Source organism: Variovorax sp. PAMC28562, assembly GCF_014303735.1.
Lineage (GTDB): Bacteria > Pseudomonadota > Gammaproteobacteria > Burkholderiales > Burkholderiaceae_C > Variovorax.
Window position 1 is genome coordinate 410,079 of record NZ_CP060296.1, and the last position, 12,760, is coordinate 422,838.

The 12,760-nt window shown below is 64.7% G+C and carries 13 protein-coding genes; 2 read left to right on the plus strand and 11 right to left on the minus strand.

Translation table 11 applies throughout. The annotated features are described in order from the left end of the window. The first annotated feature begins 19 nt into the window (after positions 1-19). The gene (locus H7F36_RS02030) at positions 20-406 is read left to right on the plus strand and encodes a hypothetical protein (protein WP_187055161.1); all 387 of its coding nucleotides are present in this window, start codon (positions 20-22) and stop codon (positions 404-406) included. On the opposite strand, the gene H7F36_RS02035 is transcribed toward H7F36_RS02030, so the two are convergent. Both H7F36_RS02035 and H7F36_RS02040 read right to left on the minus strand, forming a co-directional pair. Further along, entirely contained in the window at positions 325-1,122 is a 798-nt protein-coding gene (locus tag H7F36_RS02035; protein WP_187053115.1) for an SDR family NAD(P)-dependent oxidoreductase, read from the minus strand. The genes H7F36_RS02030 and H7F36_RS02035 overlap by 82 nt on opposite strands. Next, entirely contained in the window at positions 1,119-2,318 is a 1,200-nt protein-coding gene (locus H7F36_RS02040) for an MFS transporter (RefSeq protein WP_187053116.1), read from the minus strand. The genes H7F36_RS02035 and H7F36_RS02040 overlap by 4 nt, the downstream gene beginning before the upstream one ends. A 155-nt stretch (positions 2,319-2,473) precedes the next feature. Here H7F36_RS02040 and H7F36_RS02045 point away from each other — a divergent pair, with 155 nt between their 5' ends. Further along, a complete protein-coding gene (locus H7F36_RS02045; protein WP_315971438.1) occupies positions 2,474-3,409 on the plus strand; it encodes a LysR family transcriptional regulator in 936 nt (311 codons plus the stop codon). 114 nt (positions 3,410-3,523) lie between these two features. On the opposite strand, the gene H7F36_RS02050 is transcribed toward H7F36_RS02045, so the two are convergent. The 9 genes from H7F36_RS02050 to argE form a co-directional block, all read right to left on the minus strand. Continuing rightward, a complete protein-coding gene (locus H7F36_RS02050) occupies positions 3,524-4,243 on the minus strand; it encodes an ABC transporter ATP-binding protein (RefSeq protein WP_187053117.1) in 720 nt (239 codons plus the stop codon). Further along, a complete protein-coding gene (locus H7F36_RS02055) occupies positions 4,240-5,034 on the minus strand; it encodes an ABC transporter ATP-binding protein (protein ID WP_410003060.1) in 795 nt (264 codons plus the stop codon). The genes H7F36_RS02050 and H7F36_RS02055 overlap by 4 nt, the downstream gene beginning before the upstream one ends. Then, the gene (locus H7F36_RS02060; protein ID WP_187053118.1) at positions 5,031-5,894 is read right to left on the minus strand and encodes a branched-chain amino acid ABC transporter permease; all 864 of its coding nucleotides are present in this window, start codon (positions 5,892-5,894) and stop codon (positions 5,031-5,033) included. The genes H7F36_RS02055 and H7F36_RS02060 overlap by 4 nt, the downstream gene beginning before the upstream one ends. Further along, positions 5,894-6,775, minus strand: a complete 882-nt coding sequence (locus H7F36_RS02065) for a branched-chain amino acid ABC transporter permease (RefSeq protein WP_187053119.1) — start codon at positions 6,773-6,775, stop codon at positions 5,894-5,896. The genes H7F36_RS02060 and H7F36_RS02065 overlap by 1 nt, the downstream gene beginning before the upstream one ends. Positions 6,776-6,960: 185 nt before the next feature. Next, on the minus strand, positions 6,961-8,109 hold the full coding sequence (locus tag H7F36_RS02070) for an ABC transporter substrate-binding protein (RefSeq protein WP_187053120.1): 1,149 nt from the start codon (positions 8,107-8,109) through the stop codon (positions 6,961-6,963). Positions 8,110-8,178: 69 nt separating this feature from the next. After that, positions 8,179-9,192 (minus strand): ornithine cyclodeaminase family protein, encoded by a 1,014-nt coding sequence (locus H7F36_RS02075; RefSeq protein ID WP_187053121.1) that lies wholly within the window; start codon positions 9,190-9,192, stop codon positions 8,179-8,181. Positions 9,193-9,222: 30 nt separating this feature from the next. Next, entirely contained in the window at positions 9,223-10,227 is a 1,005-nt protein-coding gene (locus H7F36_RS02080) for a threonine/serine dehydratase (RefSeq protein WP_187053122.1), read from the minus strand. After that, the gene (locus H7F36_RS02085) at positions 10,224-11,513 is read right to left on the minus strand and encodes an MFS transporter (protein WP_187053123.1); all 1,290 of its coding nucleotides are present in this window, start codon (positions 11,511-11,513) and stop codon (positions 10,224-10,226) included. The genes H7F36_RS02080 and H7F36_RS02085 overlap by 4 nt, the downstream gene beginning before the upstream one ends. A gap of 22 nt (positions 11,514-11,535) precedes the next feature. Next, entirely contained in the window at positions 11,536-12,729 is a 1,194-nt protein-coding gene (gene argE, locus H7F36_RS02090) for an acetylornithine deacetylase (RefSeq protein ID WP_261802469.1), read from the minus strand. Between the last annotated feature and the right edge of the window lie 31 nt (positions 12,730-12,760).

The following is a 12,760-nucleotide window of genomic DNA, read 5'->3' on the forward strand; positions in this document are numbered from 1 at the left end:
CCTCTGGAAGCCGAGCGTCTTGCACGGCCTTGTTTCCAGCGTGAACCTGCATGCGTCGCCGCAGCCGGCGAGCAAGCTGATGCAAGCGTCGCAGCACGTCGTCATGGGCCAGTCGTCGCCACGCTTCGTGGCGCAATTCAAGGACGGGCAATACACCGTGTGGACGCACTCGCAAGGCGTGTTCCCGTTGCGCAAGGCGCCGGCTGAAATGGTGGCCTTGCCGGCATGTGCATCGGCCGGAGCGGCTGCGGCATCGACCGGCCGATCCTCAAATGCCAGCGCGGGTTTGAGCAAGCTCACAGCTGCGGCCGAGCCCTCCGGTCATCAGCCGATCGACCGCACGATGCCACCATCGACCCGCAACGCGGCGCCCGTCGTCGCCGAGGCCTGCGTCGAGCAGATGTAGACCACCATGTTCGCCACCTCCTCGGTGGTCGCGAAGCGGCCCAGCAGCGAGCTCGGGCGCTTCGTGTCGACGAAGTCTTTCTGCACTTGCTCAAGCGTCTTGCCTTGTTCGCGCGCCACCGGCTCAAGCCAGTTCGCGAAAATCTCCGAGCTGGTGGGCCCCGGCAAAACGGAATTGACCGTCACCCCGGTTCCGGCGACGGTTTCGGCCACGCCCCGGGAGATCGCGAGCTGCGCCGTCTTCGTCATCCCGTATTCGATCATGTCCTTCGGGATGTGCAGACCGGATTCGCTGCTGATGAAAACCACGCGGCCCCAGCCCCGATCCACCATGCCCTGCAGGTATCGGCGCGTCAGGCGCACGCCGCTCATGACATTGAAGTTGAAGAGGTTCAGCCAGTCGTCGTCTGTAAGTTCGCCGAAAGTCTTCGGAGCGCCGGCGGTGCCGAGGTTGTTGACCAGGATGTCGGCGTGCGTCACGCGTTCGGCGAGCGTCGCTGCGCCCGCTGCGGTAGACAGGTCCGCGGCGACGCCGTCGAGATCGGCCCCGGGCACCGTGCCGCGAATGTCTTGAATGGCGTGCTGGACGCGCGCCTCCGTGCGGCCGGTGACGACGACGCGTGCACCGGCAGCGGCGAGCCCGCGCGCGATAGCGAGGCCGATGCCGGCGGTGGATCCGCTAACGATCGCGATTTTGCCGTTCAGGTCGATGTTCATTGGATTGTCCTTTTGTTGAGGTTGGAGTGATTGGATGTTGATGGGAGTACCGCGTCCCAGGTTGCGTGGGCCGCCGACAGGCTGGCTGCCGCCAGCAGGGCGAGCACAGCCCAGGGCAGCGACGCGGCGCCAAACGAGGACAGGAGCGCAGCGCCGAGAAGGCCGCCGCCCGCCATGCCCGCGTTCCAGACGGTGACCAGCATGGACTGCGCCAGATCCGGCGCTGCGCTGGCGGCTCGCGCCGAGGCGGTCTGGAACAGCGTCGCCGTCCCACCGAAGGCCAAGCCCCAGAAAGCGATGCACGCCAACAGGACGGCAGCCGAGTGCCCCAGCAGACCGGCCACGAGGGCCGCAGCGCCGAACACGACGATGCTCATGCGGATGAGAACGGTCAACCACCGGTCGACCAGCATCCCGGTGAGCCAGATGCCGCCCAGCGCTGCCAGGCCGAACACGAGCAGCGTCACGTCGACTCGCACCCCCGATTGCAGATAGGCCAGCCAAGGTGCGATGTAGGTGTAGAGCATGTTGTGCGCGAGCACGTACAGGACGGTCAACGCCAGCACAGGGCGCAGTCCCGGCATCCGAAGGACCTGGCCGACGCCCTGTGCGGTGCCGTTCGGCTTGCCCGGAAAGTCCGGCACGCCGAGGCGCACCCAGGCGAGCAAGGCCGCCGCCAGCAGCGACATCACGCCGAAGGACCAGCGCCACCCGACCAGCCCGCCCAGCAGGGTGCCGGCCGGAATGCCGATCGACAAGGCCAAGGGCGTTCCCACCATGGCGACCGCTAGGGCTCGTCCCTGCAACGCCGGCGACACCATCCGGCTGGCATGCCCGGCCAGAAGCGCCCACAAAAGGCCAGAGAACACGCCTGCGCCGAACCGCGCGACGAGCGTCAACGCGAAGGACGTCGACAGCGCAGTCACCACGTTGACCGCGCAGATGCCACCGATGGCCATCAGCAACAGGGGACGCCGATGCCGAGCCTGGGTCGCCTTGACCAAGGGAATGACGGCGAGCACCGAGCCCAGGGCGTACAGCGTCACCAACTGTCCGGCGCCACCGACGGAAACGCCCAGATCCGTGGCGATGGCCGGGAGCAAGCCCGCCGGCAGCGCCTCGCTCAGGATGGCGACGAAGCCCGCCGCTGCCAGCGCCAGCAGGCCGGACCATGGGAAACGGTTGGCGTCACGCATGGTCGCCCTCGCGGGCCGGCCGCCGGTCGGCGACGCGGTCTGTCTTCGAAAGTCCGTGGAACGTGGCCTGCATCATCTCGCCTATCAAAAAGGGAAGGCTTTGACGATAGGCAAGGCTTCACTCCGGATAAAGGGGGGTAGATTTCCGATATCTCATGACTGAAATGTCCGCAATGAAGCCATTGATGCTCGACAGCCTGGACGATTTCGCCGTGTTCGTGCAGGTTGCGGAAACGCGCAGCTTTGCGGAAACGGCGAGGCTCACCGGCGTCTCGGCCTCGGCCGTCGCCAAGCGGATGGCCCGTCTCGAAGAACGCTTGAAGGTGCGTCTCCTGCACCGAAGCACCCGTAGCGTCACGCTGACTGCCGAGGGCGGAATGTTCCTCGCTCGGTGCCGCCGCGTGCTGGATGAAGTTCAGGGCGCCGAACACGAGCTGTCGCGGGCCTCGGGAACGCCGCGGGGTCGTCTGAAGGTGAGCCTGCCGATGGTTGGCACACTGTTCCTGCCGTTGCTCGCCGAGTTCATGCGGACGCACCCCGCCATCGACCTCCATCTCGATCTGAGCGACCGCATGGTCAACATCGTCGAGGAGGGGTTCGACGCGGTACTCCGGACCGGCGAGCCCGACAGTTCAGCGCTCAATGCCCGCTCGCTCGGAAGCTGGCCACTGCTGCTGGTGGCTTCGCCGGCCTATCTGTCCCTGAGGGGCCGGCCCGAGCGGCCGGCGGATCTTGCAGGGCACAGCTGCCTGCATCACTGCTTCAACAGCACCGGCAAGCTCGAGCGCTGGCCGCTGGCCTGGAGCGGGGACGAAGAGGAAGTCCCCCTGCCGGTGTCGATGGTCTCCAACAACCTGGAGGGACGGCTGTGTTTTGCAGAGAACGGCCTGGGCATTGCCTGCCTTCCCGAGTTCTGCGTTCGCGACGCGCTGGCTGCGGGCAGGCTCGAGATCGTGTTGTCCGCTTTCACCGAGCTTCGCCAGACCACTTTCCGCATTTTCTGGCCCTCGTCCCGCCATCCGTCGCCGAAGGTCAGGGCACTGGTCGACTTCCTCGCCGAGCAGATCAAAGTCGAGCGAAATGAACGTTGAACCGCTGAGTGCGATCAGCCCGTGCCGAGGCGTTCCCCCATCGCGGGGTGCCACTTGTTGCAAGGCATTTTTCGTTTTTCGGAGCGATGCTGGCGGTTCAGCAATTGCAGCCTGCTAGCCGCCCAGATAGGCGTCTTGCACCTTCGGGTTACCGAGCAGCTCGCGCCCGCTGCCGGCCAGCACGATGCGGCCGGTTTCGATCACGTAGGCACGGTCGGCGATCTTCAGTGCCTGACGCACGTTCTGCTCGACCAGAAAAATCGTCAGCCCGTTCTTGTTGATCTCGCGGAGCGTCCGGAAGATGTCCTGCACGATGATCGGCGCCAGCCCCATGGAAGGCTCGTCGAGCAGCAGCACGCGCGGCCTGGCCATCAAGGCGCGACCGATGGCCAGCATTTGCTGCTCACCACCCGACAGGTTGCCCGCCAAGCCATCGGCACGGTCTTTCAGCACCGGGAACAGCGTGAAGATGCGGTCGAGGTCGTCGGCACGCTGTGCACGGCCATCGCGCCGCGTGTAGGCGCCGAGTTCGAGGTTCTCGCGCACGCTCAGCGTGGTGAGCGTCGCGCGCCCTTCCGCCACCTGCACCATGCCCGCGGCGACGATCTTGTGTGGCGGCAGCGAGGTCAGGTCTTGCCCTTGCAGCTCGACTTTGCCCGCCGCCTTCTTGACGAGGCCCGACAACGCCAGCAGCGTCGTCGACTTGCCCGCGCCATTGGCGCCGACCAGCGTCGTGATCTGCCCTTCGTGCAGTTCCAGGTCGATGCCCTTGACGGCTTCGATGTGGCCGTAGGCGACCTTGAGCCCGTCGACCTTGAGAAGCACGGCGCTCATTGCTCAACCTCCATGCCGGCTTCGTCTTCTTCGCGGCCGAGGTAGGCCTCGATGACCTGCGGGTCGTTGCGGATCTGGTCCGGACCGCCGCGCGCGATGATGCGGCCGAAGTTCAGCACGGCGATGTGCTCGCACAGGCCCATCACGAAGCGCATGTCGTGTTCGATCATGAAGATGGTGTAGCCGCGTGCGCTGATGTTGCGAATCTCGACCATCAGATCGGTCTTCTCGGTGCTGTTCATGCCGGCGACCGGCTCGTCGAGCAACAGCAATGTGGGGTCGGTCGCGAGCGCGCGTGCCAGCTCGAGCTTGCGCTGTTCGCCGTAGGAAAGGTTGTCCGCGATGTCACTGGCCTTGTGGTCCAGCTTGACCCACGACAGCAACTCGCGCGCACGGTCCCGCGCACGGCGCTCTTCGCTTCGAAAGAGTCCCGACGAGGTCAGCAGCCCGAACGCACCGTAGCCCAGGTTGGCGTGCATGCCGACCATCACGTTCTCAAGCAGCGACATTTCCTTGAAGACGCGGATGTTCTGAAACGTCCGCGCAATGCCGGCACGCGTGATCTCGTGCGGCTTCATGCCGGCGAGATCGTTGCCCTGGAAACGGATCGTGCCGCCGGTCACAGGAAGCAAACCGGTCGTGAGATTGAACACCGTCGTCTTGCCCGCGCCGTTCGGACCGATGAGGCCGAACACGCCGCCCTTCGGCACATCGAGGTGCACTTCCTGCAGCACCCTCAGGCCGCCGAAGTGACGCGAAACGCCATCGAGTGTCAGCAGGCCCGCGCTCATGCCACCACTCCCTTGCGACCGAACCAATTCCGGATGCGCGCCGGATCCCATATGCCCTTGGGCAGGAACAAGACGATCAACACGAGGATGATTCCGTTCAGCACCAGGCGGAAATCGCCGAAGGCCCGCAGCGATTCGGGGAGGATCGTCAGGATGACGCCGCCGAGCACGGGCCCGGTGAGTCCATTGATGCCGCCGAGCACCGCCATCGTCAGGATGTCGACGCCGCGGTCGAAGCCGAACTCGTTCGGTCCGATAAAGAAGGTCAGGTGCGCGTTGAGCGTGCCGGCCAGACCCGCGATGGCTGCGCCGAGCACGAAGGCCAGCATCTTGTGGGCGCCCACGTCGATGCCCATAAGCCCAGCGGCCGTCTCGTCTTCCTTGATGGCTTCGAACGCGCGGCCGATCTTCGAGTGCCGCAAACGCCAGAGTGCCGACAGCACCAGCACCACCGCGAGCAGCACGTGCCACCACTGCGTCGAGGGCGGAATACCGTTCAAGCCGAGGGCACCGCCGGTGAGCGATTCGGCATTGAGGATCACGATGCGCACCACTTCGCCGAAAGCCAGCGTTGCCATGGCGAGGTACACGCCCGACAGCCGCAGCGTCGGCTTGCCGATGATGAAAGCCATCAATGCCGGTGCCGCCATGCCGGCCGCGATCGCGACCGGAAACGGCGCGCCGTAATTCATCGTGAGGATGGCCGAGGTGTAGGCGCCGATGCCCATGAACGCTGCGTTGGCCATCGCCAGCATGCCGCACGACAGCGTGAGCCAGATCGACAACGCCAGCAGCGCATTGGTGCCGAGCGACAGCACCACGTTGCTGTAGACCGACCAGAAGTTGGCGAGCGAGTCCATCAGACTTTGCGTTCCTGCAAAGTGCCGAACAAGCCTTTGGGGCGCACCAGCAGCACGAGGAACAACAAGCCGAAAGCGACCGCGTCACGCATCGTCGAGCCGATATAGGCCACCGACAGCACTTCGGCAAAGCCGAGGAAGAGTCCCCCCAGCAGCGCGCCGCGAATGTCGCCCATGCCGCCGAGAATGATGACCGCGATGCCCTTGTGCAGCATCGGCTGGCCCATCAGGGGAAACACCGCGTTCGAATAGAGCCCGATGAGTACGCCCGCCAAACCACCCAACGCTGCGGCAGCGAACGAGGTCATGAAGAACAGGCCTTCGACGTTCACGCCGACAAGGTACGCAGCTTTCGGCGATTCAGCGATGGCGCGCAGCGCGCGGCCGAGCTGCGTGCGCTTGAGCGCCAGCAGCAGCACCGCCATCAAGGCGAACGACAGCAGGATGATGCCCAGCTCGAGCGCCGTCAGATGAATGCCGCCGAGGCTCAACGACTGGTCCGAAATCACGCCTTGCGGAAAGCGGATGTTCTGCGCACCGAATATGCCCTGAATGCCGTTGTTGATGATGATGGCCACGCCGATGGTGGCGATCATCGGGATCAGGTGCGGTGCGTTGCGCGCGCGCAGCGGCTTGAGCACCAGAAAGTCGATCAGCAGCCCGAGCGCACCGCAAAAAACGAAGGCGAAAAGCATGCCCGCCCATAGCGGCAGCGCGAAGCGCGCCATGACCTCGACCGCCGCGTAAGCGCCGACCATGAAGACCGCGCCATGCGACAGATTGATGACGCCCAACACGCCGAAGATGAGCGTGAAACCCAGCGCGAAAAGCGCGTACACGCAGCCCAGCGACAGGGCGTTGACGAGTTGCTGTTCGAGCAAAGTGAAACCTCCAAGCCCGCGACAAGGCAGGCAAAACAGACGCTGAAGTAGCGGTCGACAACAGGCCGTCGGCATCGCCTCTTCAGGTGAGACACCGAGGAACCGGCTTTGCCGGACCTCTGGTGTCGCCCCCGGCAGGGGGTGGGAGTCGCGACACGCAGTGCGCAGCGACCTGGGGGCGAGTTCTACTTCTCGATGACGAACTCAGCGCCCTTCGTCACGCTGACGATCGGGACTTGTTGCGCGTCGTAGCCAGCCGGCTTGCCAGCCTTGTCTGTGGCACGGCGAAACTGGAATGCACCGGTAGCGCCGGTCCACTTCACCGCCGGCAGCGCGTCACGCAAAGCGGTGCGATCGGCCGCCAGGGTGCCCGACAGCTTCACGGTCTTGATGGCCTGCGCCGCGATGTACATCGCGTCGTACGCCTGCGCCGCGAACTGGTCGGGTGCCACCTTGTACTTGTCGTTGTAGCCCTTGATGAACTTGCTGTTCTCGGGCGTCGCATTGCTCAACGACCAGGGGCTGCCCACGTAGAGGTTGTCGGACTGGCCCTTGGCCAGATCGAACACCTTGGCCGAGTTCATGCCGTTGCCGCCGATGAAGGGCACGGCGAGGCCGAGCTGGCGCGCCTGCACCATGATCGGGGCGCCTTCGGCCAGCAAGGCCGACAGCACGATCGCATCGGCACCGCTGGCCTTGATCTTGGTCAGTTGCGCCTTGAAGTCGACGTCGCCCTTGGCAAAGGTCTCGGTGGTCGTCACCGGAATCTTCAGGTCGTCGAGCGCCTTCTTGAAGTTGTCGTAACCGCTCTTGGTAAAGACGTCGTCGTTGCCGTAAAGCACCGCGACCTTCTTGATGCCGGCCTTTTTGACCGCCATCTTGATGGTCTCGGGCAGCACGTCGGCTTCCGTCACCGAGTTGCGAAAGACGTAGTCGCCGATCGAGGTGATGCCGTCGGCCGTGTTCGATGTGCCGAAGGCCACCGTCTTGCCTGCTTGGGCGATCGGGTCGCCAGCCTGCGCCGAATTGGACAAGGTCGGGCCGAACACCATCAGGACCTGGTCCTGAAAAATCAGCTTCTTGAAGACGTTGATCGCTTCTTCTTTCTTGCCTTGCTCATCGGCGACGATGAGCTGGATCTTGTCGCCGTTGATGCCACCGGCGGCATTGATCTCATCGGCGGCCAGTTCAAGGCCGTTGCGGATCGCGACGCCGTACTGGGCGGCGCCGCCAGAGAGGGCTTCGGCCACGCCGATTTTCAGGTCGGCGGCCTGCGCCGTGGCGCAGAAAGCTGCGAAAGCCAACAGCGTGGCCTTGAATGGAAGTTGTCTCATTTGGAGTCTTTCGGGGGGAAAAAACGAGCGCCAAGCATAAATCAGCTTGGGGCCGGGCATTTGCTCGGGCTACATCGGCAGCCAGGTTCCAACTCGTGCCGCCTTCGCGCGGAGGTACAAAAGGTGCGCCGTCGCGACATCTTCGAGAGCCATGCCGAGCGACTTGAAGAGCGTCACTTCGTTTGCACCGCCGCGCCCCGGGTGCGCACCGATCACCAGTTCGCCGATTTCTGCACGCAAGCTCGCGGGGCTCACGAGGCCAGCACGCAATGCGTTCAGATAGTCGCCCGATTCGGCAAGCGTCGACTCGCGCCGATCGACGAACAGCGACGCCCGGCCCATCAGCGCCGGCTCGATCTCGCAATAGGCCGGCGTGCTGGAGCCGACCGCGTTGATGTGCGTGCCCGGCGCGATCCAGGCATCGAGAAGGATCGGCTCGCGCGCATTCGTGACGGTGACGACGATGTCTGCGTCGCGCACTGCGGCCTCGGCAGACCCGACCGCTTCCATGGCAAACCCGTAGGCGGGCTGCTGGACCGCCACGAACGCCCGTGCGCTGGCCAGACTGCGGGCGGCGACCTTGACCGAAGTGAGCGGCCGGGCAGCCGCCACGGCCTGCAACTGCCAATGCGCCTGATGGCCGCTGCCGATCAAGGCGAGCTGCGAAGCGTCGGGCCTCGCCAGCAGGCGCGTGGCAAGGCCGGTCATCGCCGCGGTGCGGATGCCGGTGACTTCCGAGGCCGACATCACCGCCATCAATGCGCCGGTCTCGCCGCTGAACAGCAGTACGCAGCCCTGGTGCGGGTCCAGCCCGAGCGCGCTGTTGCCGGGGAAGAAGCCACCGGTCTTGGCGCCGTAGACCGGGTCGGCCCCGCCGATGTAAGCGGGCATCAATCCCAGCAGACCTTTTGCGCCGGGCGCACTGACGATCTGACGCAAGGGCTGATGCACTTCGCCCCGCGCCAGTGCGGCCATGGCGTCCGACATCAGGTTGATGCAGTCGGCCACGCTCAGGAGTCGGGCGACCTCCTGCTGGGCAAGAAACAGTACAGGCTCGACGACGTCGACCGCACTGGCAGTCATGCCTGATTCATCCAGGACGCGTGCCGCGAATCATCCATGAGCGCGGGCCGCGTCAAGATGCTTCGTCAACGTCGGAAGATCAGTGTTGGTGCCGCACAGCAGCACGCCCACGCGTTGGCCTTCGAGCTCCTCGCGCAACGGGCCGAGCAAGCCGGCGGTGGCGGCCGCGCAGGCAGGCTCGGGCGACAGTTTGAGTTCTTCGAACAGGTGCAGCATGGCCCTGCGGATCTGGTCGTCGGACACTGTCACGAGCCGGTCGATGCTGCGACTGCAAAGCTCGTAGCTGTAAGCCTCCGTATGCGGCGCCATCAGGCTGTCGGCGATGCCTTGCATCGGGCCCATCTTGATCGGGTGGCCGGCCCTGAAGCTCTGCGCCATGCCGTCCGCGCCTTCGGGCTCGACTCCGTAGACCTTGCAGTCGGGCTGCACCAGTTTGAAAGCCGAGGCCACGCCAGCTGCCAGACCACCGCCGCCGATCGGCAGGATGACCGCGTCGAGCGCAGGCGCCTGGGTCGCCCATTCGTAGCCGAGCGTCGCGGTACCGAGCACCGTGCGGTAGCCGTTGAACGGGTGCACGAAGAAGCGCCCTTCTTCCTGCTCGATCTGGCGCACGCGCTCGAACGCCGCCGCGCCGTTGTCGGCCATCACGACTTCAGCGCCGTACTGGTGGCACAGCGCCACCCGGAACGGGCTAGCGGTCTTGATCATCACGACCTTGGCGCCGATGCCGAGCTTCATGGCGGCGTACGCCACCGCCACCGCATGGTTGCCGGCGCTCACGCAGGTCACGCCGGCCTGCCGCTGCTTGTCGTCAAGCGTCAGCATGTTGGAGAACGCGCCACGTGCCTTGAAGGTGCCGCTGGCTTGCAGCAGTTCGAACTTGAAGTTGAGGCGCGTGCCGGCGAGGTCGGCCAGCGCGTCCTTGTCGAGCACCGGCGTCCTGAAGACGTAGGCCTCCAGCGCGGCGCTCAACTCGCGGATGGCTGCGAGCGTGGGTACGGGTTGGCCGTCGATCGTCGTTTCTTCGATCGTCATTTAAAACCCAGCCTGCTGCGCGTGAAGAGCAAGGCAATGATGCTGACGATGGCGGCAAAGATCAGGTAGTAGCTCGGCGACAGCTTGTCGTGCGTCACGCTGATGAGCCAGGTCAGGATGAAGGGCGCGAAGCCGCCGAAGATCGTCACCGCCGTGTTGTAGCTCAACGAGAGTCCGGTGGTGCGGGTCTGGGTCGGAAACAGTTCGGACAGCAGCGCCGGTACTGGCGCGAAGTACGCCGTCATCAGGCAACCGAACACGATCTCGACCAGCAGCAGCGTGCCGAAGCTCGGGCTCGCCACCAGCAGCGCGAACATCGGATAGATCAGCACCAGCAGCAGCACCGCGGCGGTCAGCATGATGCGCACGCGCCCGACGGTGTCCGACAGATGACCGATGACGGGCGCGAAGAACATCTGGATGATGCCGACCATCATCGTGGCCGTGAACACGACCGACGCCGGCAGGCCGAGCTGCTTCACGCCGTAGGTCGGCATGAAGAGCACGAGGTAGGTCGCGACCGTGCCGAGGATCACGATGCCGATCGCGAGCAGCAGGCGTTCCTTCTGGTGCGCGAAGGTGTCGCGGATGGGGGTCGTCGTCGCTTCGATCTTCGCGAACTCCGGGCTCTCGTCGACATTGCGGCGGATGTAGTACGCCACCGGGCCGATGAGGAGGCCGAAGATGAACGGAATGCGCCAGCCCCACGCCGCCATCTGGTCACCGGTGAGCGTAGTCGTGAGCACCGCGCCGAAGCCGGCCGCCAGCAAGGTCGTGAGGCCCTGGCTCGCGACTTGCCAGCTTGAGAAAAAGCCGCGGCGCTTCGGTGCATGCTCGGCGAGAAAGGCTGTTGCGCTGCCGAATTCGCCGCCAGCCGAGAAGCCCTGGATCATTCGCGCCACCACCAGCACCGCGGGCGCAAACAAGCCGATGCTGCTGTAGGTCGGCACGATAGAAATCATCAGCGTGCCGGTGAACATCAGCACGATCGACAAGGTGAGCGCCGCCTTGCGCCCGGCGCGGTCGGCGTAGGCGCCGATGACGATGGCACCGAGCGGCCGCAGGAAGAACGACACGCCAAAAGTACCGAGCGTGAGCAGCAGCGACACCGTGTCGTCGCCCGTCGGAAAAAAGAGCTTGGAGATGGTCGCGGCGAAGAAGCCGTAGACCACCAAGTCGAACCATTCGAGCGCATTGCCGATCGATGCGGAGATGACGGCGCGCCAAGGAGGCGCTTCGGTGGTCGGGGCGGGGTGGCGCAGCACGCCGTTGGTTGCCTGGCTCATGTTGTTGTTCTTTCCTAAAAATTCAAGCCGGCAGCGACATGCTCCGGATCAGCTTGCGCATGAAGGATTCGCACCGTTCGATCTGCTCCAGCGTGACGAACTCGTTCGCCTTGTGCGCGTCTTCGATGCTTCCGGGCCCACACACGACGGAGGGGATGCCCAACTGCTGGAACAACCCAGCCTCGGTACCGTAGGCGACCTTGCGCACGTCGCGGTCGCCGGTCAGCGCGCGCACCAGTTGGGTGATGGCGGCCTGCTCCGATGCATCGAGCGTGGGCGCCGTGGCCAGCAGTTCAAAGTCGATGGCAGCGCCGGCATGCTCGCTCTTCATTCGCGGCAGCAGCGTGTTGGCGGCGTAGTCCTTGATTCGCTCGATGATCGGCGCGCTGTCGACGCCCGGCAGGTTGCGGTATTCGAATCCAAACTCGCACTGCGAGGGAATCGTGTTGATCGCAATGCCGCCGCTGATGGTTCCGGTCTGTAGCGTGGTGAAGGGCACGTCGAACGCGTTGTCGAAAGGCCCATCGCGTCGATACTGATCGGCCTGGTCGCGGATGAAGCAAATCAGCCGTGCGGCGTACTCGATGGCGTTGAGGCCATGCGGCGTCAACGACGAATGCGCCGCATGCCCGTGCACACGGCAGCGGTACGCGTTGATGCCCTTGTGCGCCACGATGACGCGCATGTCGGTCGGCTCGCCGACGATGCACCCATTGGCATGGATACCGCGCGCCTTCAAGTCGGCGAGCATGTAGGGCGCGCCGACGCAGCCAAGCTCTTCATCGCACGAGAAGGCGAAGTGGATCGGCTCCTTGAGCTGCGCGGCTTTCATCTCGGGCAGTAGCGTCAACGCCACGCCGATGAAGCCCTTCATATCGCAGGTGCCGCGGCCAAAGAGCTTGCCTTCGCGCACCGTGGGCTCGAACGGGCCGCTGTCCCATTTCTGACCTTTGACCGGCACCGTGTCGGTGTGCCCCGAAAGCACGATGCCGCCTTGCGTCGAACCGTCGGCCGCAGGCAATGTCGCAAAGACATTCGCCTTCTTGCCGGTGGCTTCGTAGGTGAGCGTCGACCTGGCACCGTGTCGCTCGAGGTCATCGCGGACCGTCTCGATGAGGCCCAGATTAGACTCAAAGCTCGTTGTGTCGATGCGGATCAACTTCTCGATCCAGTGAAGAGAAATCGGCGGTGGGGTGGGGTCGTTCGAGGTGGTCACAGAATTATCATATGCGAAACTTTTCAGATAA

What these genes read in the sequence shown, in the direction of transcription:
- H7F36_RS02050 (WP_187053117.1), bottom strand. Translation starts at nt 4,243, where the DNA reads ATGAGCGCCGTGCTTCTCAAGGTCGACGGGCTCAAGGTCGCCTACGGC.
- H7F36_RS02045 (WP_315971438.1), top strand. Translation starts at nt 2,474, where the DNA reads ATGACTGAAATGTCCGCAATGAAGCCATTGATGCTCGACAGCCTGGAC.
- H7F36_RS02085 (WP_187053123.1), bottom strand. Translation starts at nt 11,513, where the DNA reads ATGAGCCAGGCAACCAACGGCGTGCTGCGCCACCCCGCCCCGACCACC.
- H7F36_RS02060 (WP_187053118.1), bottom strand. Translation starts at nt 5,894, where the DNA reads ATGGACTCGCTCGCCAACTTCTGGTCGGTCTACAGCAACGTGGTGCTG.
- H7F36_RS02040 (WP_187053116.1), bottom strand. Translation starts at nt 2,318, where the DNA reads ATGCGTGACGCCAACCGTTTCCCATGGTCCGGCCTGCTGGCGCTGGCA.
- H7F36_RS02055 (WP_410003060.1), bottom strand. Translation starts at nt 5,034, where the DNA reads ATGAGCGCGGGCCTGCTGACACTCGATGGCGTTTCGCGTCACTTCGGC.
- H7F36_RS02080 (WP_187053122.1), bottom strand. Translation starts at nt 10,227, where the DNA reads ATGACGATCGAAGAAACGACGATCGACGGCCAACCCGTACCCACGCTC.
- H7F36_RS02075 (WP_187053121.1), bottom strand. Translation starts at nt 9,192, where the DNA reads ATGACTGCCAGTGCGGTCGACGTCGTCGAGCCTGTACTGTTTCTTGCC.
- H7F36_RS02070 (WP_187053120.1), bottom strand. Translation starts at nt 8,109, where the DNA reads ATGAGACAACTTCCATTCAAGGCCACGCTGTTGGCTTTCGCAGCTTTC.
- H7F36_RS02035 (WP_187053115.1), bottom strand. Translation starts at nt 1,122, where the DNA reads ATGAACATCGACCTGAACGGCAAAATCGCGATCGTTAGCGGATCCACC.